This window comes from Streptomyces purpureus (assembly GCF_014648195.1).
Lineage (GTDB): Bacteria > Actinomycetota > Actinomycetes > Streptomycetales > Streptomycetaceae > Streptomyces > Streptomyces purpureus.
The window spans coordinates 284,611-310,780 of record NZ_BMQQ01000002.1; the positions used below are offsets into that span (position 1 = coordinate 284,611).

General features: G+C 71.9%; 25 protein-coding genes. 4 read left to right on the forward strand and 21 right to left on the reverse strand.

Features of this window, described 5'->3' with window-relative positions:
• The first annotated feature begins 47 nt into the window (after positions 1–47).
• Together IEZ01_RS05005 and IEZ01_RS34675 are read left to right on the forward strand one after the other, a co-directional pair.
• On the forward strand, positions 48–653 hold the full coding sequence (locus IEZ01_RS05005) for a response regulator transcription factor (RefSeq protein WP_028798085.1): 606 nt from the start codon (positions 48–50) through the stop codon (positions 651–653).
• 342 nt (positions 654–995) lie between these two features.
• Positions 996–1,793, forward strand: coding sequence for a hypothetical protein (locus IEZ01_RS34675; RefSeq protein WP_229832686.1), 798 nt, complete (start codon positions 996–998; stop codon positions 1,791–1,793).
• Between the two features lie 63 nt (positions 1,794–1,856).
• Here IEZ01_RS34675 and IEZ01_RS05015 read toward each other — a convergent pair whose 3' ends face one another.
• From IEZ01_RS05015 to IEZ01_RS05085, 15 genes are all read right to left on the reverse strand, one after another.
• On the reverse strand, positions 1,857–2,861 hold the full coding sequence (locus tag IEZ01_RS05015; RefSeq protein ID WP_189200060.1) for an acyltransferase domain-containing protein: 1,005 nt from the start codon (positions 2,859–2,861) through the stop codon (positions 1,857–1,859).
• Positions 2,858–3,829 (reverse strand): ACP S-malonyltransferase, encoded by a 972-nt coding sequence (fabD, locus tag IEZ01_RS05020; protein ID WP_028798084.1) that lies wholly within the window; start codon positions 3,827–3,829, stop codon positions 2,858–2,860. Before fabD ends, IEZ01_RS05015 begins: the two co-directional genes overlap by 4 nt.
• A gap of 35 nt (positions 3,830–3,864) precedes the next feature.
• Positions 3,865–4,053 (reverse strand): ferredoxin, encoded by a 189-nt coding sequence (locus IEZ01_RS05025; RefSeq protein WP_019890100.1) that lies wholly within the window; start codon positions 4,051–4,053, stop codon positions 3,865–3,867.
• Positions 4,054–4,079: 26 nt separating this feature from the next.
• Positions 4,080–5,267, reverse strand: coding sequence for a cytochrome P450 (locus tag IEZ01_RS05030; protein ID WP_019890099.1), 1,188 nt, complete (start codon positions 5,265–5,267; stop codon positions 4,080–4,082).
• A 14-nt stretch (positions 5,268–5,281) separates the two neighbouring features.
• A complete protein-coding gene (locus IEZ01_RS05035; protein WP_019890098.1) occupies positions 5,282–5,539 on the reverse strand; it encodes an acyl carrier protein in 258 nt (85 codons plus the stop codon).
• Positions 5,540–5,630: 91 nt separating this feature from the next.
• The gene (locus IEZ01_RS05040; RefSeq protein ID WP_189200062.1) at positions 5,631–6,839 is read right to left on the reverse strand and encodes a ketosynthase chain-length factor; all 1,209 of its coding nucleotides are present in this window, start codon (positions 6,837–6,839) and stop codon (positions 5,631–5,633) included.
• Positions 6,836–8,107 (reverse strand): beta-ketoacyl-[acyl-carrier-protein] synthase family protein, encoded by a 1,272-nt coding sequence (locus IEZ01_RS05045; protein ID WP_189200064.1) that lies wholly within the window; start codon positions 8,105–8,107, stop codon positions 6,836–6,838. Before IEZ01_RS05045 ends, IEZ01_RS05040 begins: the two co-directional genes overlap by 4 nt.
• Before the next feature lie 91 nt (positions 8,108–8,198).
• Positions 8,199–9,683 carry an FAD-dependent monooxygenase gene (locus IEZ01_RS05050; RefSeq protein WP_189200066.1) on the reverse strand — a complete coding sequence of 495 codons (1,485 nt, stop codon included), beginning with the start codon at positions 9,681–9,683 and terminating at the stop codon, positions 8,199–8,201.
• Between the two features lie 31 nt (positions 9,684–9,714).
• Positions 9,715–10,656 carry an aromatase/cyclase gene (locus IEZ01_RS05055; RefSeq protein WP_019890094.1) on the reverse strand — a complete coding sequence of 314 codons (942 nt, stop codon included), beginning with the start codon at positions 10,654–10,656 and terminating at the stop codon, positions 9,715–9,717.
• A 39-nt stretch (positions 10,657–10,695) separates the two neighbouring features.
• Positions 10,696–10,962, reverse strand: a complete 267-nt coding sequence (locus IEZ01_RS05060) for an acyl carrier protein (protein ID WP_019890093.1) — start codon at positions 10,960–10,962, stop codon at positions 10,696–10,698.
• On the reverse strand, positions 10,959–11,288 hold the full coding sequence (locus tag IEZ01_RS05065) for a TcmI family type II polyketide cyclase (protein WP_019890092.1): 330 nt from the start codon (positions 11,286–11,288) through the stop codon (positions 10,959–10,961). The genes IEZ01_RS05060 and IEZ01_RS05065 overlap by 4 nt, the downstream gene beginning before the upstream one ends.
• 41 nt (positions 11,289–11,329) lie before the next feature.
• Positions 11,330–12,847, reverse strand: coding sequence for an FAD-dependent monooxygenase (locus IEZ01_RS05070; protein WP_019890091.1), 1,518 nt, complete (start codon positions 12,845–12,847; stop codon positions 11,330–11,332).
• Positions 12,844–13,413, reverse strand: coding sequence for an NADPH-dependent FMN reductase (locus tag IEZ01_RS05075; protein WP_019890090.1), 570 nt, complete (start codon positions 13,411–13,413; stop codon positions 12,844–12,846). The genes IEZ01_RS05070 and IEZ01_RS05075 overlap by 4 nt, the downstream gene beginning before the upstream one ends.
• A gap of 10 nt (positions 13,414–13,423) precedes the next feature.
• Positions 13,424–13,747 (reverse strand): darcynin family protein, encoded by a 324-nt coding sequence (locus IEZ01_RS05080; RefSeq protein WP_019890089.1) that lies wholly within the window; start codon positions 13,745–13,747, stop codon positions 13,424–13,426.
• On the reverse strand, positions 13,744–14,442 hold the full coding sequence (locus IEZ01_RS05085; protein ID WP_019890088.1) for a 4'-phosphopantetheinyl transferase family protein: 699 nt from the start codon (positions 14,440–14,442) through the stop codon (positions 13,744–13,746). The genes IEZ01_RS05080 and IEZ01_RS05085 overlap by 4 nt, the downstream gene beginning before the upstream one ends.
• Before the next feature lie 100 nt (positions 14,443–14,542).
• Here IEZ01_RS05085 and IEZ01_RS05090 point away from each other — a divergent pair, with 100 nt between their 5' ends.
• A complete protein-coding gene (locus tag IEZ01_RS05090; RefSeq protein WP_019890087.1) occupies positions 14,543–15,052 on the forward strand; it encodes a MarR family winged helix-turn-helix transcriptional regulator in 510 nt (169 codons plus the stop codon).
• Between the two features lie 69 nt (positions 15,053–15,121).
• Here IEZ01_RS05090 and IEZ01_RS05095 read toward each other — a convergent pair whose 3' ends face one another.
• From IEZ01_RS05095 to IEZ01_RS05120, 6 genes are all read right to left on the reverse strand, one after another.
• Positions 15,122–15,907: an SDR family NAD(P)-dependent oxidoreductase gene (locus tag IEZ01_RS05095; RefSeq protein ID WP_189200068.1), complete on the reverse strand. Its 786-nt coding sequence runs from the start codon at positions 15,905–15,907 to the stop codon at positions 15,122–15,124.
• Between the two features lie 273 nt (positions 15,908–16,180).
• On the reverse strand, positions 16,181–17,857 hold the full coding sequence (locus tag IEZ01_RS05100; RefSeq protein ID WP_229832688.1) for a PP2C family protein-serine/threonine phosphatase: 1,677 nt from the start codon (positions 17,855–17,857) through the stop codon (positions 16,181–16,183).
• 75 nt (positions 17,858–17,932) lie between these two features.
• Positions 17,933–19,408: an aminotransferase class I/II-fold pyridoxal phosphate-dependent enzyme gene (locus IEZ01_RS05105; protein WP_189200070.1), complete on the reverse strand. Its 1,476-nt coding sequence runs from the start codon at positions 19,406–19,408 to the stop codon at positions 17,933–17,935.
• A gap of 134 nt (positions 19,409–19,542) precedes the next feature.
• Complete coding sequence (locus IEZ01_RS05110) at positions 19,543–20,589, reverse strand: ABC transporter ATP-binding protein (protein ID WP_189200072.1); 1,047 nt, start codon at positions 20,587–20,589, stop codon at positions 19,543–19,545.
• On the reverse strand, positions 20,586–22,064 hold the full coding sequence (locus tag IEZ01_RS05115; RefSeq protein ID WP_373287564.1) for an ABC transporter permease: 1,479 nt from the start codon (positions 22,062–22,064) through the stop codon (positions 20,586–20,588). The genes IEZ01_RS05110 and IEZ01_RS05115 overlap by 4 nt, the downstream gene beginning before the upstream one ends.
• 112 nt (positions 22,065–22,176) lie before the next feature.
• Positions 22,177–23,196, reverse strand: a complete 1,020-nt coding sequence (locus IEZ01_RS05120; RefSeq protein WP_189200076.1) for an iron ABC transporter substrate-binding protein — start codon at positions 23,194–23,196, stop codon at positions 22,177–22,179.
• A 220-nt stretch (positions 23,197–23,416) separates the two neighbouring features.
• On the opposite strand from IEZ01_RS05120, the gene IEZ01_RS05125 reads away from it, so the two are divergent.
• Positions 23,417–26,017, forward strand: a complete 2,601-nt coding sequence (locus tag IEZ01_RS05125) for an AMP-binding protein (RefSeq protein WP_189200078.1) — start codon at positions 23,417–23,419, stop codon at positions 26,015–26,017.
• Positions 26,018–26,170 lie beyond the last annotated feature (153 nt).

Here is a 26,170-nt window from a genome sequence, read left to right on the forward strand (position 1 = left end):
GCCATGCCGCGCTGCAGGACACTCATGTTCACCCCCTTGGAGGGAAAGTGATAACAGTTCTGCTCGCCGAAGACGTTTACATGGTACGGGGGGCGTTTCTCGCACTATTCGGGCAGGAATCTGACATCGATGTCGTCGCCGACTTAGGGGACAGCAACGAAATCCTGCCGGCTGCCCGGCTTCACCGACCTGACGTCGCGGTGATCGACATCGATATGCCCGGGCAGGAAGATCTCTCGGTGGTTCAGAAAATACATGACGAACTGCCGGAGACACGGACACTGATACTCACCAACCACTGGCGCCCGACCATCGTGCGGCGGGCACTGAACATGAGGGTCGGCGGGTTCCTGCTCAAGGACTCACCACCCGAGAAGCTCGTCAGCACCGTACGGGACCTCGCGGCCGGACATCGAGTGATCGACGCGGATCTCGCCGTGTCGGCCTGGCAGGCTCCCACCCCACCGCTGACCGAACGTCAGCTTGAGGTGCTGCGCCTCGCCGCCGCCGGGGAGGACGTGCCCGACATCGCCGCGCGGCTCAACCTGTCCCCCGGCACCATCCGTAACTATCTGACCTCCGTGACCACCAAGCTCAACGCGCGCACGCGCATGGACGCCGTGCGCATCGCCGTGGACGCCGGCTGGCTGTAGGCCCGCCCTCTCTCCACGTCCCACCCCTCACTCTCCAGGCATCGACGCCGACGACGACGGCCGACCACCGTCACGGCACGCCAAGACCGTAGGCGACAAAGCTCCCCTTGGCTCCTGTTGGCCCGCCGATGGGGGCTTTGTCGCGTCCAGGATTACCGGAGATTCGCGTCCGCCGGTAGTGCGAGGGTCACGAGCACGGCATGAGATTTTCATGACTTCGGCGGACGATTCCACTATGCATTGATGATGAAGACACTCCCGCATGGAGGCAATCTGGCATACCTTTGAGGACGAGAACAGGCCAGCAACGCGGGCCACAAAAAGGGGGAATTGGACCACCGTATGGGATGCCCTACGCAAAACCACCATGTTCAAGCCAGTTCCAGCGGGTGCCTGTCGACCAAGGAGACCGCACTCTGCGGCGATTGCAGAGACCAGCTCTCCGCCGGCCTGCGCGAACTGCCGGCTCTCTATCTCTCGTGCGAGCTCTCCCTCGGCGGCACGCGCACCCCGCAGGAGCGGGTGTCGCAGTCCGGCGGCCGGCAGGAGATGCCGTTCAACGCCGAGGCCGCCGAGGCCCGGTCCTCCGTCAGATCGACCTTGGCGTCGTGGGCGTCCCTGATCGCCGACGAGCGCGGGATCGAGGCGCCCGAGCGCCAGGTCGTCCAGCTGGCCCGGTTCATCCACGAGAACATCCCGTGGCTGTCGGCCCACCCGGCCGCGGGTGACGCGGTCGAGGAGTTCGGCACGCTGATCCGGCGCGCCCGACAGGCCTGCGAGCCCCGGCACGTACGGATCGTCCCGGTGGGCGACTGCGTACGGGAGGAATGCACCGGAAAACTCCGGGCCGTGGTCAAGGTGGTCGCGGGGGCCCGGCCGAAGCCGTCGGAAATCCGGTGCAGCGCGAACAACGCCCACTGGTGGGCGTCGGACGAATGGGCGGCGCTCGGTCTTGGCATGCAGGCGTCGCATGCGACGACCCGGCGTTCCTGGTACAGCGTGGCGGACATCGCGGCCCTGTGGAACATTCCGAACGGCAGCATCTACCGGCTCGCCAATCAATACCGGTGGCGCCGCCAGAAGGTGTCCGGGAAGGTCTTCTACCACGCGGCGGACGTGAACGCCGCCCAGCGGGGCTGAACAACGACATAAAAGGCGGGGTGCCGGGTGCTTTCCACCGGCACCCCGCCTCGGCATGGGAATTCACCGCTGCTGCGCGTGGGCCGGGCTCGCCGTCGGCTCCAGCCGCGCGAGTCCCTCCGTCCAGACCGTCCAGGCATCCCGGCCCCCGGGGGCCAGCAGGGGCAGCACCGTGCTGCGCCCCGCCCGGACCGACGGATGCCGGCGCGCCAGGGTGGCGAGCCCGCCGGCCGGCGCCGCGTCCACGACCGTGTACGCCCCGCCCCCGAGCACGGCGTCGAGGGCGGGCCAGAACAGCACCGGCGCCGCCATCTGCTCCGCCCAGAACCCCGGACGTACGGCCTCGGCGTCCGTGACCACCCGGCCGGTGCGCGTCGACACGATCGGGATCGTCGGGGGCCGCAGGGGCTCGGCCGCCACCGCGGCACCGAACCTGCGCGCGGCCGGGCCCATCGCCGGCGAGTGCCAGGGTTCGAGCGCCCGGACCCGGCGGGCGACCAGGCCCCCGTCCCGTACCGCCCGTTCGGCCTCGGACAGGTCCGGCTCCGGACCGGCGAGCACCGTCTGCTGCGGGCCGTTGTGCGCCCCCACCACCACGCTCCCGCCGACCGACCGGGCCCGCAGACAGTCCAGGACCGTCTCCGGCGCCCCGGCGACGGCGAGCATGCCGCCCGGCGGGGCCTCCTCGAGAGCGGAACAGCGCGCCGCCAGGATCCGGGCCGCAGCCGGCAGGTCGAGCACGCCGGCGAGCGTGGCCGCGGCCAGCTCGCCGACGCTGTGGCCGACCATCACGGCCGGGCGTATCCCCCGACTGGCCAGCACCTCACCTATCGCGTACCCGATCAGGAACAGCAGCGGCTGCGCCGAGGTGCCCCGGTCGGCCGGCCCGCCGTCGACGCAGGCCAGCCAGTCGTCGCGGACGGTGGCGCCCTCCGGGCCGAGCGCGGTGAGGAACTCGTCGGCGACGGCCGTGAAACGCGGCTCGCGTGTGTAGAGCTCGACGGCCATGCCGGCGTGCTGGAAGCCCTGCCCCGGCAGGAGCAGGGCGACCGGGCGGGCGCCGCTCATCGCGCCCCCGCCCCCTGTGCGGTGACCGCGCCCAGCGCCGCGACGGCCCGGTCCAGCTGCTCGGCGTCGTTGGTGCGGTAGACCGCCGCCTCCGGGCGGATGCGGCCGCACAGCTTGCTCAGCGCCTTGCCCGGCCCGACCTCCACGAAGTCGCCGACGCCGGAGTCCGCCAGCGCGAGGACCGTGTCGACCCAGCGCACCCGGCTGGTGAACTGGCGGCGCAGACAGTCGGCCGCCTCGTGCGCGGTGCGTACGGGCGCGGCGGTGACAGCGGACACCACCGGGACCACCGGATCGCGCAGATCCAGCGCTTCCAGGGCCCGGCCGAACTCCTCCTCGATGCCCGACAGCAGACTGCAGTGCGCGGCGCCGCCCACGGCGAGCGTCAGCACCCGCTCCGCGCCGGCCTCGTCGGCCAGTTCGAGGAGGCGGGCCACTCCCCCGGTCCGCCCCGAGACCACGACCTGCCGGTGGTCGTTGTGGTTGGCGATCTCGACGACCTCTCCGGTGTCGGCGGCCGCTCGCGCGCACAGGCCCTCCAGATCGGCCGGTACCAGACCGATGACGGCTCCCATGCTGCCGGGCGTCTCGCGGTGGACGGAGTCCATCAGTTCGCCGCGGAGCCGGACCAGCCGCAGCCCGTCCGTCCAGTCGAGCACCCCGGCCGCGACCATCGCCGCGAACTCGCCCAGGCTGTGCCCGGCCACGACGTCGGGTTCGACGCCCCGGCCGCGGAGCGTCTCATGGGCGACGACGCTGGTCAGGAAGACGGCCGGCTGGGTGACCGGCATGGCACGCAGTTCCTCGGCCGGGCCCCGCAGACAGAGCTCGGTCAGCGGGATCCCGAGTATCTCGTCGGCGACCCGGTAGTGGGATTCGAGGAACTCCGTGCGCCGTTCCATGAGTTCGCGGCCCATGCCGATGCGCTGCGAACCCTGGCCCGGGAACACGAAGGCAGTCGTACTCATTCTCGGTACCACCCTCCATTCATCGCGGGCGGCGCTCAGGCCGTCCTGAGCGCCGCGATCGGGCACATCTCCACCGCGCTGTGCGCGGCGTCCTGCTGGTCCGCCGGAACGTCTCCGTCGTGGACGGGCGTGGCGAAGCCGTCGTCGACCCGCAGCAGGTCCGGCGCCACGGCTTCGCACAGCCCGTGCCCCTCACAGCGGCTCCGGTCGACGACGAGCTTCATCCCGGCCGTCCTTCTGTCGAGGGGGATCACGTGCGCAGCGTCACCGGCAGGGAGGCGATCCCGCGGATCGTGTTGTGCAGACGCCAGGTGGGCTCGCCGATCTCGATCGAACGGACCCGCGTGGACAGCGCCTTGAGCAGGCTGTGGCCCTCCAGGCGGGAGAGCGCCTGGCCGACGCAGCCGTGGATGCCGTGGCCGAAGCCGACGTGCTGCGCGACACCGGGACGGTGGATGTCGAAGGTGTCCGGGTCGGTCCAGTGGCGCTCGTCGCGGTTGGCGGAGCCGTAGAGCAGCAGGACCCGCGCGTCGGGCTCGAGGGTGAGTCCGCCGAGCTCCCGCTCCCTGGTGACCAGGCGGGTGAAGCCGCGCAGCGGCGACTCGATCCGGATGATCTCGTTGAACGCCTTCGGGATCAGGCTCTCGTCCGCGCGGATCTGGTCCCACTGCCCCGGGTGCGAGCCGAGCAGCCACAGCATGCTGGAGAGCGCGCTGACGGAGGTGTCCATCGAGGGGGCGAGGAAGTCGCCGAGGAGGCCGGGGAGCAGATACTCCTCGATCTTGCCGTCCTTGGCGTCGCTCACCAGCTGCGCGCCCCAGCTGTCGGGCCGCAGGTTGCCGGGGATCGACATCCGCTGGAGGAAGTCGGACATCTCCTTCAGCAGCGGGAAGCCGGCCTTGGTGCGGTCGTTGAGCGGCCCGAAGGCGTTGAAGCCGGCGGTCGCCCACTCCAGCAGCCGCTCCTTGCCCTCCTCCACCGGCCAGCCGAGCAGGTCGGGCACGACGGCCAGCGGGAAGGCCTGCGCGAAGTCCGTGACCGCGTCGAAGGTGCCCTTCTCGATCAGCTCGTCGACCAGGCGCGCGGCCCAGCCTTCGATGTAGTCGTGGAACTGCTCCAGCGCCTTGGGCTTGAGGTGCCGGGCGACCAGGCCGCGCACATAGTCGTGGTAGGGCGGGTCACTGGTGAAACTGCTGCCCTTCTGCGCCTTGTTGAGCGTCTCGGTCAGGCCGACGCCGGAGCCGGAGGAGAAGGTGGTGTGGTCGTGCAGGGCGTCGTAGACCTCGCGGTAGCGGGCCACGGCGAAGACCTGGTGGGTCTCCAGCCAGACCACGGGCCCCAGGTCGCGCAGGCGCCGGTAGTCCTCGTACGGCGAGAGGATCGAGGCGTCGCTGTAGGGGTCGATGTCGCTGCGGGGGATGGTGGTGGTCGTCGTCATCCTGATCTCCTCGGTTAGCCGCGGGCCGCGTGGGACAGCAGATGGGCGTTGACGACCTCGACGAGGTCGCGCGGGGTCTCGACGTCGACGAAGGCCGTGTCCTCGAACTCCAGGCCGTACTCGCGGCCGATGCGGCTGCCGGTCTCCAGCAGCGCGAGCGAGTCGTATCCGAGGTCTTCGAAGCTGGCGTCCTGGAAGTCGCCTTCGAGCTCACCGCCCGCGCCCTCGCGCAGGATGCGCGTGAGGTCCTCGATGCCGAATTTCTTGGTCATGTTCCCGCCCCTTCAAGGAGGTCGTCGAAGGCCGGGCCGTTCGCCCGGGCGTGGTGGATCGGGGGGCCGCCGTGGCCGGGCGCGCCGGCGCTCACCGGGCCGCGCGGACCACGACGGCGGAGTTGAAGCCGCCGTGGCCCCGGGCGAGGACGAGCGCGGTACGGACCTGGGCCTCGCGGGCCGCGCCGGTGACCAGGTCGATGGAGTACTCGGGCGCCCGGGAGACGTGGACCGTCGGCGGGATGACGCCGTCGCGGATGGCGAGCAGCGCGGCCGCGACGTCCAGCGAGGCCGCGCCCGCCGCGAGCCGGCCGGTCATCGTCTTCGGGGCCGTGACGGCCACCTTCCCGGGCCCGAAGACGGCGTCGATGGCGTCGGCCTCGATGCGGTCGAGCTCGGGGACGGCGGCCGCGTCGGCGAAGACCACGTCGACCTCGTCCGGGTTGACGCCCGCGTCGTCGAGCGCGGTCACGATCGCCCGGCGCAGGCCCGGCTCGCGCGAGCTGCCCGGCCTCGGATCCATCGTGGCGCCGTACCCGGCGACCTCGCCGTAGATCCGGGCGCCGCGCCGCCGCGCGGCCTCCAGCTCCTCCATGACGAGCAGCGCGCCGCCCTCGCCGGCCACATGGCCGCCGGCGGCCGGGTCGAAGGGGAGGTAGGCGCGCTCGGGGTCGTCGGAGGTGCTCATCCTCGTGTCGGTCATCTGGGCGACCCAGCCCCAGGGGCACAGGGAGCCGTCGACACCGCCGGAGATGATCAGCTGGGTGCCCTTGCGGATCTGGCGCCGGGTCTGGGCGATGGCGTCGAGGCCGCCGGCCTGGTCGCTGACGACGACCCCGCTGGGGCCGCGCATCCCGTGCCGGATGGAGATCTGCCCGGAGTTGACCGCGTAGAACCAGGCGTACGACTGGTAGGCGCTGACGTACTTGGGGCCCTTGTTCCAGAGGTTCTCCAGCTCGCGCTGGCCGAACTCGAAGCCGCCGGCGGAGCTGGCGGTGATCACTCCGGCGCCGAAGTCGGGCAGCTCGGCCGGGTCGACGCCCGCGTCCTGGAGCGCCCATTCCGCCGCGGCCAGCGAGAGCCGGGTCATGTGGTCGGTCGCCGGGATGAGCCTGCTCGGCAGGTGGGCGGCCGCGTCGAACGGCACCTCGCCGGCGAGCTTCGCGGGATACCCCGACGCGTCGAAGCGGCTGACCGGCACGATGCCGCTGAGTCCCTCGACGGTGGATTTCCAGTAGGCGTCGGTGCCCTTGCCGTTGGGGGCGATGGCTCCGATACCGGTTACCGCTACGGCCGTCACGCGGCGCTCCTTTCGGGACGGGACAGGACCATCGCGCTCTGAAAGCCGCCGAAGCCGCTGCCGACCGTGAGCACCCGGTCGGTGCGCCAGTCGCGGGCGGTCAACGGCACGTAGTCCAGGTCGAGTTCGGGGTCCTGGTGGTGCAGGTTGGCGGTGGGCGGCACCACGTTGTTCTTGATCGCGAGCGCGGACGCGGCGATCTCGATGGAGCCGATCGCGCCGAGCGAGTGGCCGACCATCGACTTGATGGAGCTGACCGGGACGGCGTAGGCGTGGTCGCCGAGGCTGCGCTTGAAGGCGGCCGTCTCGTGTCGGTCGTTCTGCTTGGTGCCGGAGCCGTGGGCGTTGACGTAGTCGAGGTCGGCCGGGTTGAGCCGGCCCTCGTCGAGCGCCGCGGTGATCGCCTCGGCCATCTCGGCGCCGTCCGCCCGCAGTCCGGTCATGTGGTAGGCGTTGCTGCGGGTGGCGTAGCCGACGATCTCGGCGTAGATGGTGGCGCCGCGCCGCTTGGCGCTCTCGTACTCCTCCAGCACGAAGCCCGCCGCGCCCTCGCCGAGGACGAAGCCGTTACGGGTGGAGTCGTAGGGGCGCGAGGCGTGCTCCGGGTCGTCGTTGTGCACGCTCGTGGCCTTGATGGCGTCGAAGCAGGCGACCGTGATCGGGGAGATCGGGGCCTCCGTCGCGCCGGTGATCATCACATCGGCGGCGCCTTCGCGGATCAGCTCGACCGCGTGCCCGACCGCGTCGATGCCGGAGGTGCAGCCGGTGGAGACCACCGTGCTGGGCCCTTCGGCACCGATCGCCCAGGCCACCTCGGTGGCGAAGGAGCTGGGCACCAGATAGTCGTAGAGATGCGGGGTGGCGTAGGTGTGGTCGACCAGATGGGCCGAACCGTCGTCGCTCACCACCCGGTACTCGTCCTCCAGGCTTGTGGTGGCGCCGACGGCGCTGCCGATCGTCACACCGATGCGGTGCGGGTCGACTCCGGACCATTCGAGTCCGCTGTCGGCGGCCGCCTCGCGGCCGGCGACCACGGCGAACTGCGCGGCCCGGTCCATCCGGCGGATCTCCTGCGCGCGCAGGCCGTGCTCCTGCGGATCGAAGTCGACCTCCGCCGCGATCCGCGAGCGGTACGGCGTGGGGTCGAAGTGCGTCAGCGTCCTCGTCGCCGTACGTCCCTCGCTGAGCAGGGACCAGAAGTTCTTGGTGCCGACACCTCCCGGTGCCAGCACCCCTATACCGGTGATGACCACTCGCCGCCTGATCATTTTCCCTCCACGGAAACGACAGAGAAGTAAAAGAGCTGTTCATCGGGGCATGCCGGGGTCCGCCCGCGCGGGGCGGTGCCGGGGCTGCCGGTCACGGCCGGGCGGCGGACGCGTCGGCCTCGCCGAACCAGCGGCGCAGCGCGTCGCGCAGCGGCGTCGCGCCCGTGTCGGTCCACACGACGTGGGCGTCCGGCCTGACCAGGAAGACGGCGCCGTGGTCGAGGTCCCCGGCCGCCTCGGCGTGCACGACCCGTACCCGGCCGCTCCACTCCCGCGCCGCCGCGTTGGCCGTCGCCCGCCCGCCGGTGAGGTCGAGCAGCACACCACGGCCCTCGCCGAGCAGCCGGTGCGCGGTCGTCCGCGTGCCGTCCGCGGTGAGCGGGAGGTCGGGCAGCCGGGCCCCGAGGTACGGGGAGCTGTCGGCGCCGACGTCGTAGCGCACGTCGAGCCCGCCGACGGGGCCGGCGAAGAGGTGGTGGAGCGAGGTCCGGGCCAGCAGCTCGCCGAACAGCTGCCGTACGGGGTCCATCTCGGCCCCGCCGAACAGCAGCATGCCTTGCGCCTGGACGTTGTCCATGACCCGCTTGCCGGCCGGGTGGCGCTCCTGGTGGTAGCTGTCGAGCAGGCCGGGCGGTGCCCAGCCGTGCACCTGCGCGGCGAGCTTCCAGCCGAGGTTGGCCGCATCCTGCAGACCGAGGTTGAGCGCCTGGCCGCCGACGGGCATGTGGACGTGGGCGGCGTCCCCGGCGATCAGCACCGGGCCGCGCTGGTAGGCGGTGGCCTGGGCGCAGGCGTCGTCGAAGGCGTCCCGCCAGATCGCCGTGGCCCCCGAGACGTCCTCGCCGGTGACCGTCCGCCAGACCTCGGCGATCTCGGTGAACTCCGGCGGTCCGGTACGGGCCACCGGAGGCCGGCCGAAGGCGTGGACCATGATGCGGGTGACGCCGTCGGGCCGCCGCGCGGAGGCCGCGAAGCCGTGCGCGGACCGCGCGAAGCGGCGGTCGGGGATCTCGATCCCGGTGACGTCGGCGCGCAGCAGTTCACGTACGGCGGCGGTGCCGGTCAGCTCGAAGCCCGCCAGGGAGCGGACCGCGCTGTCGGCGCCGTCGCACCCCACCAGATGGCCGGCCTGGACGGTGCGCGGCCCGGCGGGGGTGTGGAAGTGCGCGAGGACGCCGCCGTCGGTGACGTCGAGCCCGACGAGCCGGTGTTCCCGGCACAGGTCGGCCCCTTGGGCCCGGGCCCGCTCCGCGAGGACCGCCTCGGTGCGGAACTGCGGGACCTTCCAGTTGCCGGCGTATCTGCTGGGGGTGGTGGTGGCGTCGAAGGCCAGGCCGCCGAAGTGGCCGGCCGGCTCGGGTACGAGTCCTTCGAAGGCGTCCACCAGACCTCGCTGGCCGAGGATCTCCATCGTGCGGGCGTTGAGCTGGGAGGCGCGTGACTCGGTCATGGGCTCGGCCAGGGTGTCGGCCAGCACGACCCGTACGCCGTACTGCGCCAGGTCCCCGGCGAGCAGCAGCCCGACGGGGCCGGCGCCGACGACGAGCACCTGCGTGAGCGTGTGCGGTGCCGTCATCGGGCCGGGCCCCTGGATGTGCCGGTGCCGGTCATCGACCGCCCTCGACATGGGCCTTGGCGTGGGCGAGCGTGCTGAGACTGTTGGTTCCGAGCGCCTTGCGGACCATCGCGCGGGCCTCTTCGAGACCGGCCTGCGCGCCGAGGACGGAGGCGATGTTGGCCTCGTTGATGACGACGGTGTGCTGGGAGGTGGCGAGGACGCCGTCGGCGTTCTCCTCGAAGCGCCACTGCCCGGTGTGCAGCGTCATCAGGGCGGGCAGCTGGATCTGCTTGTAGAGGATCCGGCCGGGAGACAGGCACACCCGTACGGACTTGGTGGTGTGCGTGGACCCGTCGGTGGTGCGGGTGTCCATCTCCAGCAGCTGGAGGCCGGCCTCGTCCTCCAGCTCCACCCGTGCCACGTGCGGCAGGCGCTCGGCCCAGAGATCGGCCTCGTTGATGAAGTCGAAGACTTCCTGGGCGGTTCCGGCGATCTGTGTCGTGTCCTCGAACGACAGCAGCTTCCCGGCGGCCTCGTCGCCGCCCTCCGCGGTGGCCTTGAGGGCGTCCAGCTCGGCGTGGCTGTTACGGTCGACCGCCGCGGCGATCCACTCCAGCGCGGCCGGGTCGTCGTCGACGGCGCGGTAGTCGTGGAGCAGCCGCACCCGGCAGCGCTCCTCACCGTCGGCCTCCACGATCCAGGCGCCGCCCATGGCGGCGACGGGCGGGCTGGAGACCTCTTGACGGAACTCGATCCGGCCCTCGGCCGGGACGAGACGGCGGCGGGAGGTCCAGGTCTTGGCCGCGCCGTTGGCGGTGGCCCAGATCCGTATCCGCTCGTTCTCGCCGCTCTGTTCGAGGCGTTCCACGTGGACGCTCGGCGGGAACATGAGCGGCCAGTTCTCCACCTCCACGAGTAGCTGGTACACGCTCTTCGCGGACGCGGCGACCGTGATCTCGTGCTCGACTTCGTGGACCTTCGGTCCGGACATCGTGCCTCCCGGCTCGTTCAGGGGCGGTTCAGGGGTGTTTCAGGCGGAGTTGACCAGCTCGACGAAGCCGCGGGGGGTGGTGACGGCGGTGACGGCGTCGTCGCTGAGCTCGACGCCGTATTCGCGTGAGATCACCGCGGCGGTCTCCAGGAGTGCGAGCGAGTCGTAGCCGAGGTCGGTGAAGAGCGCGTCGAGGATGTCGCCGTCCATGTCGACGCTCTCGTCGGCGCCGGCGGCGCTGAGCAGGATCCGCTTGAGGTCGTCGAGGGTGAACGCGGCGACGGTGGTCGTTGCTTCGCTTGTCATGAGTCCTGCTCCCAGTGGTAGAACCGCTGCGCGATCGCGTCGGCGGGCGAACGCCAGGTCGCGGGGTCGTAGGCGGTGATGTGCTGCTTGAGGTCCTCGCTGATCCCCACGAAGAGGGGGTGCGAGCGGGCGGCGGCGATCCGCTCGCCGCCGTCGTCGGACTCGAAGTCCTGGAGGTGGAAGTACAGGCCCTGGTAGCTGAAGAGCTGCCGGCGGACGGTGCCCATGCGCTGCGGCATGTCCGTACGGTCGAAGTCGGCGAAGAGCTTGCCGACGTCGCCGACGGAGCTCGGATCCAGCCGGGCGACGATCAGGGTGCTGTGCATCGGATGCTTCCTCGTTTCGGTAGGGGGCGTGGCCGGGCCGCTCAGGCGCCGGCGCGCGGGGCGCCCGGGCCGAACCAGGTGGTGAGCGCCTCGGTCAGGTCACCGCCGTCGGGCGTGGCCCAGGCGACATGTCCGTCGGGGCGCAGCAGCACCGCGCCGGTGCCGGTGAGCCGGTCGTCGGTGCTGGCCGCGGTGGTCACGTCGACCCGGTCGGCCCATGGGGCGGCCGACTCGCGCAGGGCCGGTTCGTCGGCGAGGTCGAGCAGGACGCCGCGGGCCGGGTGCAGCAGTCGCGTGGTGGTTGTGGCGCCCGCGTCGGTGACCAGGTCGCACGGCGGCATCCGCAGGCCGAGCAGCGGATGCGTGCCCGCGCCGAGGTCGTAGCGGATGTCGAGGCCGCTGACCATGCCGGCGAGGTGGGCGCCGACCTCCTCGTGGCGCAGCAGTTCGCCGAGGACGGCGCGCAGCGGCTCGACCTCAACGCCGCCGAGGTAGAGCAGCCCCTGCGCGCGGGTGTTGGTGAGCACCCGCTCGCCGACCGGGTGGCGCTCCTGGTGGTACGTGTCGAGGAGCGCCGCGTCCGCGCGGCCGGTGACGACCGCGGCGAGCTTCCAGCCGAGGTTCACCGCGTCCTGCACGCCGACGCTGAGGCCCTGCCCGCCGGCGGGTAGGTGGATGTGGGCGGCGTCCCCGGCGAGCAGGACCCGGCCGCGGCGGTACTCGGACACCAGCCGGGAGGCATCGGTGAACGAGCTGATCCAGCGGGCTTCGCCGTGGCTGACGTCCTCGCCGGTGAGGCGCTTCCACGCGCCGGCCACCTCGGCGAAGCCGGGCGGTGCGGTGCGTTCGCGGGGCGGGGCGCCGTGTTCGCAGACGATGACCCGGTCCAGGCCGTCGCTCAGCCGCGCGGACATGACCATGCCGCCCGCGACCCGCTCGCCGAGGAAGCGGGGCCGGATCTCGGCCCCGGCGATGTCGGCGAGGAACATCTCCCGGGTGGCGTCATGTCCGGGGAAGTCGAACCCGGCGGCCTGGCGGACGGTGCTGCGGCCGCCGTCGGCGCCGACGAGGTACGCACAGCGCAGGACGCGCGGACCTTCCGGCGTGGAGAGGGAGACCTCGACCCGGTCGTCGAGCTGCTCGACGCCGGTGACCTCGTGGGCGCGCAGGACCGTGACGCCGAGTCCGGCGGCCCAGCGGGACAGGACGCCTTCGGTCTCGGTCTGTTCGACGTTGCGCACCCCGAAGTGGGCGCCGGGCAGCACGTCGTAGTCCATCGGGATGCCGCCGAAGTGGCCCTTGGTGCTGATCTCGGGGCCGGTGAAGTGGTCCAGCAGGCCTCGCTGGTCGAAGACTTCGGTGGCACGGGCGGTGAAGCCAAGGCCCCGGGATTCGGTGACGGGCTCGGCCAGCCGGTCGACGACGATCACTTCGGCGCCGCCGAGCCGCAGTTCGCCGGCGAGCATCAGACCGGTGGGCCCGGCACCGGCGACGACGACCGCCGCGTCGAGGGCCGCTGTGCCGGGGGCGCTTGTGTCCGGGGCCGGGGTGCCGCTCATGCGGACGCCTTGCGTCGTACGGGCTCCAGGGCCTGGCTCCAGGACACGACCTCGTCGAGCAGGAGGTCGACGAGGGCCGGGCTCTCCTCACCGGGCCGGAAGGTGGTCCGGTCGGCGAAGTCGGTGGCGAAGGTCAGCGCCACCTGCGTGCGTACCGTCGCGACCCGCAACTCGGCGAGGATCAGCCGCAGATGCTCCACGGCCCGGGTGGCGCCGACGGGGCCGTACCCGACGAATCCGGCGGCCTTGTTGCCCCACTCGGCGAACAGGAAGTCGATGGCGTTCTTCAGTGCCCCGGGCACGGAGTGGTTGTACTCGGGCGTGACGAAGACGAATCCGTCGAGCCGGTCGATCCGCTCGGCCCAGGCCTGCGTGTGCGGGTGGCTGTACATCCCCGCCATCGGGGGGATCGGCTCGTCGAGGTGCGGCAGCGCCTGCTCGGCGAGGTCGATGAGTTCGTACTCCGCGTCGTCGCGGCGGCTCGCGAGGGAGTGGACCCAGCGGGCTACCGCTTCGCCGTTGCGCCCCGGCCGGGTGCTGCCGAGGATGATGCCTATTCTGGTCATGGGTACGCCTCTATTCCGCGCCGTCGGCCTGATAGGTCTCTTCGATTCCGATGAAGTTGTCGGTGATGGTGACGAACCTCCTGGCCATCAGCGGGGATTCGCGCAGGTCCTCGACGAGGCCGTTGTAGGCCGGTACGTCGTCGAAATGGACGAGGAAGAAGTTGGTGTGCCGGGCTCCGAACGCGGCGGCCCGGAAGGGACGGATATGGAGGAACGGCGAGTGCTTCCCAAGGATGGGAAACACATGCTCCGCCTCGAATCCATCGCGATCGGCCGGGTCCATGAGGAACCATTCGGGTTCGAAGCGGACGCCGAGAAATGCCGTGTACTTCACTGGACGTTCTCCTTGTGCTGCGAGCGGCCGGCGGGCCGTGCCGCGGGAAGACAGATCGCGGTGACGACGAGCGTGTCGCTCGCCGCCCAGCGTCCGGTGAGCCTGCGGAGCCGGCCCGCGCCCGGCACGTCCGGGAAGGACCGTGAAAGCCGGGCGACGAACCGGCCGGTGCCGGGATGGAAGGTGATGTGGGCGTCGCGGAAGCCGAGCCGGGCCCCGGTGAGCGGGAACCACGTCTTGTAGACGGCCTCCTTGGCGCTGAACAGCAGCCGGTCCCAGTGGACCTGGGGCGCGCGGTCGCGCAGGGCGGCGATGTGGGCCGCTTCGTCGCCGGTGGTGATGGCCGCCAGGGCGTCCTTCGAGAGGGGCCCGTTGGGCTCGGCGTCGATACCGAGTCCGAGGCCGTCCCTGGACCGGGCCACCACGGCCGCGCGGTAGCCGGCGCAATGGGTCATGCTGCCCCGTACGCCGGGCGCCCAGCGGGGCTGCCCTTTGGGCCCGGGCAGGATGGGCGCGGGCGCCACGTCGATACGGGCCAGGGCCTGACGGGCCAGCGCGCGGACAGTGGTGAACTCCCTGCGGCGCCTGTCTCCCGCCCTGGTCAACAGGGCCGATTCCGCTGGAAACAGCGGGGTGTCCAGGTCTTCCCAGGACTCCGCGGCCACGGCCCAGTCGGATACGATCCGCGCCATCATGGGTGCCACCCCTCGCAGAGCAAAGATGCTCCATGATGAAGTTGCATCGTCGTGTTATATCCTTGTGGAAAAGTACGAGCGCGAAACGCGGGGTAGGCAGATGGAAGACGAAGAGCTCGCGCAGGTGTCGGCGCAGAGCGCCCGAATCGTGAATGAGCTGCGTTCCTGGGGCGCCAACTACACCGAATTCACCCGGCGTTTCGCCAACTATCTGGGGCTGCATTCCACGGACGCCGCGGCGCTGGTGGAAATCCTTTACGCAGAGGACCAGAACGCGCCGCTCTCGCTGGCCCGCCTCAGCGAGCGCGTGTCGCTGACGTCGGGTGCGACGACCGCCCTGGTGGACCGGCTCGAGAAGGCCGGGCACATCGTGCGGACGCGCGGTGAGCACACCGACCGGCGGGTCGTGACCCTGCGCAGCAGCCCGGCGATCGGAAAGCCGGCCTCCGAATTCTTCCAGCCCTTCTCGGACCGGCTCACGGCGATGATGGCGCAGTATCCGCCGGAACTCATCGAGCAGTTCGAGGAGTTCCTCACGGACATGCGAGCCACGCTCACCTCGCTGCTCGACGACGAGTACCGCGAGACCCGCGGCCGAGAGCGGGCGTGAGGGGCCACGGACACCGGCGGCGGCCTCGGCCGGGGCCCGTCGCCGTCCGCCGTGGCGTCGGGCGGCCGGTCAGAAGTTGCCGAGGCCGCCGCAGACGTTGATGGCCTGGGACGTCACCGACGCCGCCGTGTCGCTGACGAGGTATCCGACCATGCCGGCCACCTCGTCCACGGTCGAGTAGCGACCGAGCGGGATCTTCGCCTCGAACCGCTGGAGGATGTCCTCCTCGGTGGTCTCCCACGCCTGCGCGTAGCCGGTGCGCACGCGCTCGGCCATCGGCGTCTCCACGTACCCGGGGCAGACGGCGTTGACCGTGATCCCGGTCTTGGCCAGCTCGTTGCCGAGGGACTTGGTGAACCCGACGACGCCATGCTTGGACGCCGAGTAGGGCGAGGCCAGAACGACACCCTGCTTCCCCGCGGTGGAAGCGATGTTGACGATCCGGCCCCAGCTCTTGTCCCGCATGCCGCCGAGGGAGAGCACATCCCGGGTGACGCGGAAGACGCTGTTGAGGTTGGTGTCGATGACGTTGAGCCAGGCCTCGTCGGTGAGATCGGCGGTGACCCCGCCCCCGCCGGTCCCGGCGTTGTTGACCAGGACGTCGATGGCGCCGTACCGCGCGACCGCCGCGGTCACCATGGCCCGGATCTGCTCACCGGAACGGACGTCGCAGTCGGTGCCGTCGGCGTCGTAGCCCTTGCCCCGCAGCTCCTCGACCGTCTCCTTGACCTTGTCCGCGCTCCGGGCGCACAGGAAGATCCGGTAGCCGAGCTCACCGAGATGGTGCGCGACCGCCAGACCGATGCCGCTGGTCGCTCCGGTGACGATCGCGGTCTTTCCGGCTCCGTTCGCCATGTTCTGTTCCCTCCGCAGACGAAAAAACGGCCCGGGTTCACCGGGCCGTTCATGAGAGTCATCGGGTTTGGAAAGGGGCCTCGATCAACAACCGAGCGCCAGGGCCGGCGGCGCGAGGCGTCGCCCGATGGGCACAGACTTTCCAATCTGGGGACTATGTTCTTCACCCCAGGTCGCGTTGTCAAGGCCCTTCCGCGGAAGGTCTGTTGACTGACCTGAAACCATCGCCGTTCCGCGCGCGCCGGTCCCGCCCGTACACGCGGCCCCGGGCCGTCAGACGCTGATGTGCAGGACGCAGATGTCGTCGCGGCGCGTGTCCGGGTGGACGAGGGCGTCCAGGATGCCGTCCAGAGGGCGCACGCTGTCGCTGCACTCCGCGGCCGTACGGGCGAGGCGGGCGAGGCCGTCGTCGAGCTCCTCGCTCGGCGCCTCGACCAGCCCGTCCGTGTAGAACAGCAGGTGGTCGCCGGGCAGCAGGCGGATGGTGGCCGAGTCGTACCGCGGGGTGGTCGTGGCGCCCAGGAGGACACCGTGCGGAGGAGCGAGGTAGCGGGCCTCGCCCTGGCGCAGGAGCAGGGGCGGCAGGTGGCCGGCCTGCACCCAGGTGAGCAGGCCCGCGTCGGGCTCGTACCGGGCCATGATCATGGTGGCGGTGCTGAAGCCCCGGTCGGAGCTGTGCCACAGGAGCGTGTTGAGCCGGCTCAGGATCGCGGCGAGCGGGGTGCCCGTGATGGCCATGCCCTTGGCGGTGAAGCGCAGTTGGGCCATGGTGGCGACGGCGTCGAGGCCGTGGCCCGCCACGTCGCCGACGACGAGCAGCGCGCTGCCGTCGGGCAGTTCGATGGCGCTGTACCAGTCGCCTCCGACGTTGAGCCCCTCCTGGAGCGGCTGATAGGCGACGTCGACGGTGAGGCCGGCCAGTCGCAGGGACTGCTGCGGCAGCGGCAGCAGGGCGTCCTGGAGCCGGACGGCGAGACTGCGCTCGGCCGCCAGCATGCCGTGCTGGGCCAGGGCGGCCCGCTCGTGCTGCAGCAGCCGCTCCTCGGCCCGTTTCACGGCGGTGAGGTTCTGGAAGAGGCCGTACACCTCGACCGGGTGGCCGCTTACGTCCGTCTCGGCCTCCGCGACGATCCGGACGTGCCGGACCTCCCCCGCGGGCGTGACGATGCGGAAGGTGTGGTCGATCGGTCTGCCGCGCCCGTGCAGGCTCCGCACGGCCCTGCTCAGGGCCGGGAAGTCCTCGGTGACGGCATGGCGGGGCAGTTCCTCCAGCGTCGTCGGACCGAGCGAGGGATCCCGGCCGAAGATGCTGTAGACCTCCTCCGACCAGGTGGTCGTCTTCCGGGCCAGGTCCCAGTCCGCCCAGCCCATGCTCCCCAGGCGCTGCATCACCGCCAGCCGCCGCTGCTCCCGCTCTCCGTTGTCCAGGCGTATCCAGGAGACGATCAGCCCTCCCTGGCACGGCGTCGCCCGGACGGTGAACCGGGAGAGCCGGGCAATGCCGCCGAGGACCTCCTCGTACTCGAACGGCTCCGCTTCGTAGCGGGTCCCGGTCGCCAGCGCTCCGAGGTAGCCGTCCCACAGCGCGGTGCCCCGCACGGTCGGGTACGTCTCCAGGAGGCTGAGCCCCACCAGCTCCTTGCCCCTGCGGCCCGCGACGTCCAGCGCGTCGGGGGAGGCCGCGGTGATCCGGAAGTCCTGGATCTCGCCGTCCGCCCCGGGCAGCGGCAGGAGGAAGGTCACCGAGCCGGACAGGCCGTCCAGCAGCTCCTGAACGGCCGCGGCCGGCAGGGCGGGGGCGCGCTCCGCCCCGGCCGACCACTGTCGACGGGGTACGTAACGGCTGGAGGCGAGGACGGCGTGACGGGTCGCGGCGGAGGCCGAGGCTGCTCCACCGAGGTTGCTGGTACTCGACTCAGGCACGTCCGCCTCGTCGCGGTTAGCCGTCATAGGACGAGCATGCCACGGATGGGCGCGGCTGCCCCCGGCGCGGGAGCCCCACGGGGAAGGGGCGGGCGATGGGGCTCACGCGGCGGCCCCGGTACGGGCCACGACGCGCAGGGTACGGACGGTGGGGTCGGCCGCGTCCGGGATCAGCACTCCGTGTTCGACGCCGCTGCGCAGGTGGTCCACGGTCTCGTCGGTGATCACTTCACCGGGGGCGATCACGGGTACTCCCGGCGGGTAGGGGCTGATGAGCTCCGCCGAGATCCGCCCGGCGGCTCGTTCCGCCGGGACGTGCTCCACCGGGGCGAAGAACGCCTCACGCGGCAGCATCGCCTGCTCCAGCTCAAGCGCCGGCGGCGCGGGCAGCCGCACCGGAGGCCGGGATTCGACGGAGTCGGCGGCCTCGACGAGGGCGCGCAGGGCGGCCAGGAGGGTCTCCTCGGTGGCGTCGTCGTCGGCGTGGGTGATCGAGGCGCTGATGCGGCAGGTGTCGGAGCTGCCGACGTCGACGTGCCGGTGGGCGCGGAGCCATTCGGCGGCCTGCATGCCGCTGATGCCCAGCTCCCGTACATCGATCACGACCTTCATCGGGTCGATGTCGGCGGCGAGCCCGGCCTGGACGACCTCGCGGTCCATCAGCCGAAGTCCCGGCAGCTCCCCGACCGCCGCGCGGATCCGGCGCGCGCGGCGGATCGCGGTGTCCAGCAGCTCGTGGCCGTGCTGGGCCATCTGCCGGCGCCAGCCGTCCAAGGTGGCGTAGACGAGGCTGGAGGCGCTGGTGGTGGCCAGGAGGTCTTCGCGCTGCTTGAGGACTTCGGGCGAGACCCGGTCGTACTGCAGGTGGAAGACCGAGCTCTGCTCGACCGCGCCGCCCATCTTGTGAACGCTCGTGACGACCAGATCCGCCTCGTGGTCCATGCCCCAGGCCGGCAGGTCCGGGTGGAAGGGCAGGTGGGCGCCCCAGGCCTCGTCGACGACGAGCGGTACGTCGAAGTCGTGGCAGGTCCGCGCCACCGCTCCGATGTCGGCGCAGGTCCCCCAGTCGGTGGGGGTGATCAGGAGCATTCCCTTGGCGTCGGGGTGTTCCTTGAGGCGGCGGCGTACGTCGTCCGCCTCGGGCGGATGGGCGAGGTGGCGCTCGGCGTCGAACTTCGGGTGGACCCAGACCGGCTCGACCCCGTTGATCACGACGGCGGAGATCACGGACTTGTGCGCGTTCCGTGACACCAGCAGCTTCTCGCCGGGTCCGGCGACGGCGAGCATGGCGGTCTTGACGGACAGGGAGCTGCCGCAGGTGGAGAAGAACGCCCGCTCGGCCCCGACTGCGTCGGCCATCAGCTCCTGCGCCTGGCCGAGGACATCTTGGGACTCGCGCCGGTCGTCGAGTCCGTTGAGGAGCAGGACGTCGGACCGGAAGACGTCGAGCCCGACGACGTCGGCCACCCTGGGGTCGGCCCCGCGCCCCTGCTTGTGCCCGGGCGGCCCGTAGACCACGTCCCCCCGCCGCCGGAACTCCTCCAACGCCTCCAGCACCGGAGCGCGCGAATGATCCATCGTCGTTCCTCCCATGACGGCTGCGCGTGCCCGGCCGCCCCCACGATCGGCGCGGTCGGGCTCTTCCCACGCCTTGCCGGTCAGGGGTCGGCGGAAACGTGCGTGTGCGGCGGCGGGGTGCGGCCGTGCCGGCCTCAGGCGGGGGCGGTGTGCAGCGTGGCCTCGCCCGACACACGGACACCGACCCGCTCGCCGAGACCTGCCGGCACGCCGCCGGGGGTGCGGATGCCGATCGGTGCGTCGAGGCCGTCGACGGCCACGGTGACCATGGCGTCGTGGCCGTAGAAGCAGACACCGGTCACCGTCCCCCGGGCGTCCGCCTGGTCCGGGTCGGTGAGGCGGAGTTGTTCGGGGCGCAGCAGCACGAGGCCCTCGCGCAGGTCCCGCTGGGCGGCGGCGAGGGGGACGCGGCCGAGGGCCGTGGTGGCGACGCCCTTGTCGGCCGTGCCGGGGACGAAGACGGCGTCGCCGACGAACGACGCCACCCACGGGTCGGCCGGGCGCTGGTAGAGCTCCTCGGGAACGGCGCACTGGGCGACCCGGCCGTCGCGCAGGACGGCGACGACATCGGCGGTGGAGAGGGCTTCCTGTTGGTCGTGGGTGACGAGGACGGCGGTGGCGCCGCCGGCCCGGAGCACGGCGCGGACGTCCGCGCGTACGGCTCCGCGCAGTGCGCTGTCGAGGGCGCTGAAGGGCTCGTCGAGGAGGACGAGTTGGGGATCGGGGGCGAGGGCGCGGGCCAGGGCGACGCGCTGCTGCTGTCCGCCGGAGAGTTCGTGCGGCATCCGGTGGCCGTAGCCGCCGAGCCCGACGAGGTCCAGCATCTCGTCGACCCGCCGCGCACGGGCGCCGCGCTCCGTCCCGGTGAGGCCGAAGGCGACGTTGCGGGCCACGCTCAGGTGCGGGAAGAGGGCGCCTTCCTGCGGGACGATGCTGATGCGGCGGCGTTCGGGCGGGAGGTGCACTCCGGGGCCCGCGAGCGTGCGGCCGGCGACGGTGACGGAGCCCGCCTCTGCGCGCAGGAAGCCGGCGATCACCCGCAGCAGGGTGGTCTTGCCGCAGCCGGAGGGGCCGAGGACGGCGGCGAGGTGCCCGCCCCGGACGGTGAGGTCGAGGCCGTCGAGGACGGTGGCGCCTGGGCCGTAGGAGGTGACCACCCCGCTGACCTGAAGGTCGTTCATGTGCGGTGCCTTCCGAGGAGGTAGGAGGGGACGGCGGCCACGAGGATCAGGACGGCGGCGTACGGCGCCGCGGCGGCGAAGGATCCGCTGCCGGTCTCCGTCCACAGCCGGGTGGCCAGGGTGTCCATGCCGGTGGGGCGCAGCAGCAGGGTGGCGGGCAGTTCCTTCATGCAGACGACGAAGGTGAGGGCCGCGCCGGCGGCGATGCCGGGTGCGGCGAGCGGCACGGTGACCTCCCGCAGTACGCCCAAGGGTGTACGGCCGAGGGAGCGGGCGACGTCGTCGAGGACGGGGGGTGCCTGGAGGACGGCGGCGCGGGTGGCGGCCACCGCCACGGGCAGGAAGAGCACGGCGTAGGCGCAGATCAGCAGGGGGGTCTCCTGGTAGAGCGGTCGGGCGTAGCGGACCGCGAAGAAGACCAGGGCGAGTGCGACGGTGATGCCGGGTACGGCGTGTCCCGCGTACGCGGCCTGTTCCAGGAGGTGGGCGAGGCGGCCCCGGTGGCGGGCCGCGATGACGCCGACCGGCAGGGCGAGCAGGGTGGTGAGTGCCGCGCCGGCGGCGGCGACGCCGAGGGTGGTGAGAGCGGTGGTGGTGAGGGCGGCGGGGTCCCAGGTCGCGGAGGAGCCGACGGCGAGCCAGTACGCCAGGGTGGCGAGCGGGAAGCCGACGGCGGCCGCGACGACGGTGGAGCACCAGGCGAGGGCGGGCAGCCGCAGTCGGCCGAGGGCGGCGGGGGCGGCCCGCCGGGCGGTTCCGGCTCCGGTGCGGGAGTACCCGGCGCGGCCGCGGGTCCGGGTCTCGGCGGCGACGAGCGCGACGGTCATGAGGACGAGTACGGCGCTCAGCGCGGCGGCCGGGGTGCGGTCGAAGCTGGCGCGGTAGGAGGTGTAGATGCCTCGGGTGAAGGTGTCGTACCGCATGAGGGACACGGCGCCGAAGTCGGAGAGCACGTAGAGCGCGACGAGCAGTCCGCCGCCTGCGGCAGCCGGCCGCAGCTGCGGCAGGGTGACGCTCAGGAAGGTGCGGAGCGGGCCACGCCCGAGGGAGCGGGAGACCTCTTCGTGCCCGGGGTCGGTGCCCCGCAGGGCGGCGGCGACCGGCAGGTAGACGTACGGGAAGCTCGCCAGGGTCAGTGCGAGGGCGGAGCCGGTGAAGCCGGCCAGCGAGGGGGCGGCGGACAGCCAGGCGAAGGCGGTGACGTAACTGGGCACCGCCAGCGGCAGGGTGGCGAGGACGGACCAGGCGCGGGCGCCGGGCAGGGCCGTGCGGACGGTGAGCCAGGCCAGCGAGACGCCGAGCACCAGGCAGGCGGCGACGACGGCCGCGGTCAGGCCGAGGCTGCGGAGCAGGAGTTCGCCGGTGCGGGCGTCGGCGACGACGTCCCACGCGTAGGCCGGGCCGCGTTCGAGGGCGCGGACGGCGAGGTAGCCGAGCGGCAGGACGGCGAGCAGGGCGGCGGCCGTGGCGGGCACGGTCAGGATCCACGCGGGCCGGCCGGTGGCACGCCGCCGCCCGGCGGATGCGGGGGCATCTGCCGGGCGGGAAGCGCGACGGGCCGGGGCGGAAGGCTCCGGTGAGGTCACGTCAGACCAGTCCGACTTCCTGGAGCATGGCCAGGGTCTGCTTGAGGGAGTCGAGCTTGCCGAGGTCGATCTTCGGCGGCTGGAGGGTCTCCAGCGGCGGGACGCCCTCGGCCGTCTTCACGCCGGCGACCAGCGGGTATTCCTTGGTCTCTTCGGCGAAGTACTTCTGGGAGTCGGCGGAGAGCAGGTAGTCGACGGCCTTCTGTGCGTACTCGGCCTGCTTCTTGTCGGCGCCCTTGAGGATGCCGACGCCGGCGACGTTGACCAGACCGCCCGGGTCGCCCTTGGGCAGGTAGTGGATCTTGGCGGTGACCTTGTCCGCGCCCTTCTCGGCGACCTGCTCGTACCAGTAGTAGTGGTTGAGCAGGCCGAGCGACACCTCGCCCTTGTCGACGGCGTCCAGGACCTTGAGGTTGTTCTCGTACGCCTTGGGCTCGTTGGCCTTCAGGCCCTTGAGCCAGGTGCGGGCGGCGTCGTCGCCCTCCAGGACGCGCATGCCGGTGACGAACGCCTGGAAGGAGGCGTTGGTCGGGACGAAGCCGATCTTGCCCTTCCACTCCGGCTTCACCAGCTCATGGACGCTGCTGGGCGGGGTGGGGACCTTGCCCGGGTGGTAGCCGAGGACGCGGACGCGGCCGCTGACGCCGGTCCAGTCGCCGGCCGAGCCGCGGTGGGCGGGCGCGACCTTGTCGAGGGTGGTTTTGGGAAGCGGCGCGAGGCGCTGCTCCTTGGAGAGGGCGCCGAGGGCGCCGGCGTCCTGGGAGAGGAAGAGCCCTGCCTCGGTCTTGTCACCCTCCTCCAGGAGCTGGGCGGAGAGTTCGGCGCTGTCGCCGTAGCGGACCTCGACGTTGGTACCGAGGTGCTTCTCCAGCTTCTCGATGAGCGGCTTGACGAGGTTCTCGTTGCGGCCGGAGTAGATGACGAGACCGGCCGGTTCGTCGCTGCCGCAGCTCGCGAGCGCGGGAACGAGGAGGGCTGCCGCGGCGACCGCGGTGAGCGTGCGAGCCAGAGGGCGGCGCATGAGAGGTGATGCCTTCCTGCCGTGCTCTCCGCCACCGCCGACGGGGGCGACTCGGCGGGCGAGCGACGAAGAACTACCGGGAGAACCCGTGACAGGGGAATTAATAAGGTAAAGCTAACCTAAGGTCAAGTCTGGATTCGATAACGACCCGGCCGCGAATGGACATGCAGAAGCGGCAACCCCCCTTTTCGATTAGGAAAGCCTTACCTACGATGCGCCCGTGACGCTCCTCCCCGCCCCGCCCACCGGCGGCCACGCCCTCCCCCTCGCCCAAGGCCTCGCGCAGTACGGCGACCGCACCGCCCTCGTGACCGCCGAGGGCGAGGTCTCCTACCGTGAGCTGGCCCGGCGCGTCGAGGACACCGCACGGCGGCTGGGCCCCGGGCGCCGGCTGGTTCTGCTGCCCGGCGCCAACACGGTCGGCGCGCTCGTCGTCCACCTGGCCGCGCTCGCCTCGGGCCACCCGGTGCTGCTCGTACCCGGCGACCACCCCGAGGCCGTGGAGTCCCTGGCCGCCGCCTACGACCCCGACGTCGTCGTCCACCCGGCGGCCGACGAGTGGCGGATCGAGGAGCGGCGGCCGGGCTCCGCCCACAGCTTCCACCCCGATCTCGCCCTGCTGCTGAGCACCTCCGGCTCGACCGGCTCCCCCAAGCTGGTCCGGCTCTCGTACGACAACCTCCAGGCGAACGCCGAGTCGATCGCCACGTACCTCGGCATCCGGGACACCGACCGGGCCGCGACGACCCTGCCCATGCACTACTGCTACGGCCTGTCCGTGGTCCACAGCCATCTGCTGCGCGGCGCCGGACTCGTCCTCACCGAACTCTCGGTGGCCGACACCTGTTTCTGGCACCTCTTCCGCACCGCGCGCGGCACCGCCTTCGCCGGCGTCCCGTACACCTTCGACCTGCTCGACCGGGTCGGCTTCGCCGACATGGACCTGCCCCACCTGCGCTACGTGACCCAGGCCGGCGGGCGCCTCGCCCCCGACCGCGTCGTCCACTACGCCGAGTTGGGCCGGCGGCGCGGCTGGGACCTGTTCGTCATGTACGGCCAGACCGAGGCGACCGCCCGCATGGCCTACCTGCCGCCGGAGCTCGCCACCACGCATCCAGGGGCCGTCGGAGTTCCGGTCCCGGGCGGGGCGTTCTCCCTCGACCCCGTCGAGGAGGCCGGCGGAGAGGGCGTCGGCGAACTCGTCTACACCGGGCCGAACGTCATGCTCGGCTACGCCCACACCCCCGACGACCTCGCGCTCGGCCGCACCGTCGACGCCCTGCGCACCGGCGATCTGGCGCGGCGCACCGACGCGGGCCTGTACGAGATCGTCGGCCGCCGCAGCCGGTTCGTGAAGATCCTCGGCCTGCGGATCGACCCGCAGCGGATCGAGGCGATCCTCGAAGAACGCCACGGCGTGAGCGCGCTGTGCGCGGGGGACGACGAGGGGCTCGCCGTCGTGGCCGTACCGAAGCCGGGGTGGGACGAGCGGCGGATCCGTAGACGGGTGGTGGACGAGTGCGGACTGCCGGCCCGCGCGATACGCGTCCACCTGCTCCCCGAACTCCCCCGCCTGCCCACCGGCAAGCCCGACTACCGGACGGTCCGCGCCCTGGCCCGCCCGGACGACGCCGGAGCCCCGGCCGGCGGCGCGGGCACCGACGACCTGTGCGCCCTGTACGCCCGGATCCTGGACCGTACGGACGTGACCCCGGACAGCACCTTCGTGGGGCTGGGCGGCGACTCCCTGTCGTACGTCGAGATGTCACTCCACCTCGAAGAGCGCCTCGGTCACCTGCCCGCGAGCTGGCACACGACACCGATCGGCGAACTGCGGTCCCCCGCGCGCAAGGCCGCCGCGCCGCGGCGGAGCTGGGGCCGGGCTGGGGGCCGGTCGCTGGAGACGAGCGTCGCGCTGCGGGCGGTGGCGATCGTGTGCATCGTCGGCTCGCACGTCCGGCTCTTCGAGATCCGGGGCGGTGCGCATCTGCTGCTCGCCGTGGCCGGCTTCAACTTCGCCCGCTTCCTGCTCACCTCGGCCGAGCGTCGCGAACGCGTCCGCCGCACGGGACGGAGCATCGCGCGGATCGCCCTGCCCTGCGTGACCTGGACCGCGTTCGCGATCCTGATAGGCGCCGACTACGACCTGAGCAACCTCTTCCTGCTGCACAACGCGCTCTTCCCGCAGGACATGGGCCCGGGCCTGCACCTGTGGTTCGTCGAAGCCCTGATCTACATCCTGCTGGCCACCCTCGCCCTGCTGGCCCTGCCCGCGCTCGACCGCGCGGAACGCCGCCTCCCGTACGGTCTGCCGCTCGCCCTCGTCGCACTCGGCCTGCTCACCCGCTACGAACTGGTGGGCCTCCCCGAGCGCTCCCACATCACCGACGCGGTCACCGTCTTCTGGCTGTTCGCCCTGGGCTGGGCGGCGGCGAAGTCCCGCACGCTCCCCCACCGCCTGCTCGTCACCGTCACCGCCCTCGCGACGATCCCCGGCTTCTTCCCCGGCGAACCCCGCCGCGAGGCCTTCGTCGCCCTCGGCTTCCTCCTCCTGGTCTGGTTCCCCACCCTGCCGAGCCACCACCGCGTCAACCAACTGGCGGGCCTCCTCGCCGCGAGCTCCCTCTCCATCTACCTGACGCACTGGCAGATCTACCCGGTCCTGGACGATGTCTCGGAGCCCCTGTCGCTGCTCACGGCCCTGCTGTTCGGCATCGCCTACGCGAAGACGTCGGACCGCCTGACCCGGAAACTGCCGCCCCGGTCCGCGCTCGCCGCCTTGCGCCCGGAGCTCCGCGGCTTGCGCCGGAAGCCGTCGTGACGGCCGGCGGCCATGACGCGCGCCATGGGCGCCGAGGGCGCGGGCCACCTGGTTGGCGCGGGCGTCGAGCTCGGCGTAGCTGAGCGGCCCGGCTCCCGCGGTGGCGGCGACGGCGGTCCGGCCGGGGGTGCGGGCGGCCTGTTCGGCGATGAG

What these genes read in the sequence shown, in the direction of transcription:
- IEZ01_RS05110 (WP_189200072.1), bottom strand. Translation starts at nt 20,589, where the DNA reads ATGAACGACCTTCAGGTCAGCGGGGTGGTCACCTCCTACGGCCCAGGC.
- IEZ01_RS34675 (WP_229832686.1), top strand. Translation starts at nt 996, where the DNA reads ATGGGATGCCCTACGCAAAACCACCATGTTCAAGCCAGTTCCAGCGGG.
- IEZ01_RS05060 (WP_019890093.1), bottom strand. Translation starts at nt 10,962, where the DNA reads ATGACAAGCGAAGCAACGACCACCGTCGCCGCGTTCACCCTCGACGAC.
- IEZ01_RS05085 (WP_019890088.1), bottom strand. Translation starts at nt 14,442, where the DNA reads ATGATGGCGCGGATCGTATCCGACTGGGCCGTGGCCGCGGAGTCCTGG.
- IEZ01_RS05045 (WP_189200064.1), bottom strand. Translation starts at nt 8,107, where the DNA reads ATGATCAGGCGGCGAGTGGTCATCACCGGTATAGGGGTGCTGGCACCG.
- IEZ01_RS05035 (WP_019890098.1), bottom strand. Translation starts at nt 5,539, where the DNA reads ATGACCAAGAAATTCGGCATCGAGGACCTCACGCGCATCCTGCGCGAG.
- IEZ01_RS05030 (WP_019890099.1), bottom strand. Translation starts at nt 5,267, where the DNA reads ATGACGACGACCACCACCATCCCCCGCAGCGACATCGACCCCTACAGC.
- IEZ01_RS05015 (WP_189200060.1), bottom strand. Translation starts at nt 2,861, where the DNA reads ATGAGCGGCGCCCGCCCGGTCGCCCTGCTCCTGCCGGGGCAGGGCTTC.
- IEZ01_RS05065 (WP_019890092.1), bottom strand. Translation starts at nt 11,288, where the DNA reads ATGCACAGCACCCTGATCGTCGCCCGGCTGGATCCGAGCTCCGTCGGC.
- IEZ01_RS05050 (WP_189200066.1), bottom strand. Translation starts at nt 9,683, where the DNA reads ATGACGGCACCGCACACGCTCACGCAGGTGCTCGTCGTCGGCGCCGGC.
- IEZ01_RS05095 (WP_189200068.1), bottom strand. Translation starts at nt 15,907, where the DNA reads ATGGCGAACGGAGCCGGAAAGACCGCGATCGTCACCGGAGCGACCAGC.
- IEZ01_RS05120 (WP_189200076.1), bottom strand. Translation starts at nt 23,196, where the DNA reads ATGCGCCGCCCTCTGGCTCGCACGCTCACCGCGGTCGCCGCGGCAGCC.
- IEZ01_RS05100 (WP_229832688.1), bottom strand. Translation starts at nt 17,857, where the DNA reads ATGACGGCTAACCGCGACGAGGCGGACGTGCCTGAGTCGAGTACCAGC.
- IEZ01_RS05025 (WP_019890100.1), bottom strand. Translation starts at nt 4,053, where the DNA reads ATGAAGCTCGTCGTCGACCGGAGCCGCTGTGAGGGGCACGGGCTGTGC.
- IEZ01_RS05105 (WP_189200070.1), bottom strand. Translation starts at nt 19,408, where the DNA reads ATGGATCATTCGCGCGCTCCGGTGCTGGAGGCGTTGGAGGAGTTCCGG.
- IEZ01_RS05090 (WP_019890087.1), top strand. Translation starts at nt 14,543, where the DNA reads ATGGAAGACGAAGAGCTCGCGCAGGTGTCGGCGCAGAGCGCCCGAATC.
- fabD (WP_028798084.1), bottom strand. Translation starts at nt 3,829, where the DNA reads ATGAGTACGACTGCCTTCGTGTTCCCGGGCCAGGGTTCGCAGCGCATC.
- IEZ01_RS05055 (WP_019890094.1), bottom strand. Translation starts at nt 10,656, where the DNA reads ATGTCCGGACCGAAGGTCCACGAAGTCGAGCACGAGATCACGGTCGCC.
- IEZ01_RS05070 (WP_019890091.1), bottom strand. Translation starts at nt 12,847, where the DNA reads ATGAGCGGCACCCCGGCCCCGGACACAAGCGCCCCCGGCACAGCGGCC.
- IEZ01_RS05075 (WP_019890090.1), bottom strand. Translation starts at nt 13,413, where the DNA reads ATGACCAGAATAGGCATCATCCTCGGCAGCACCCGGCCGGGGCGCAAC.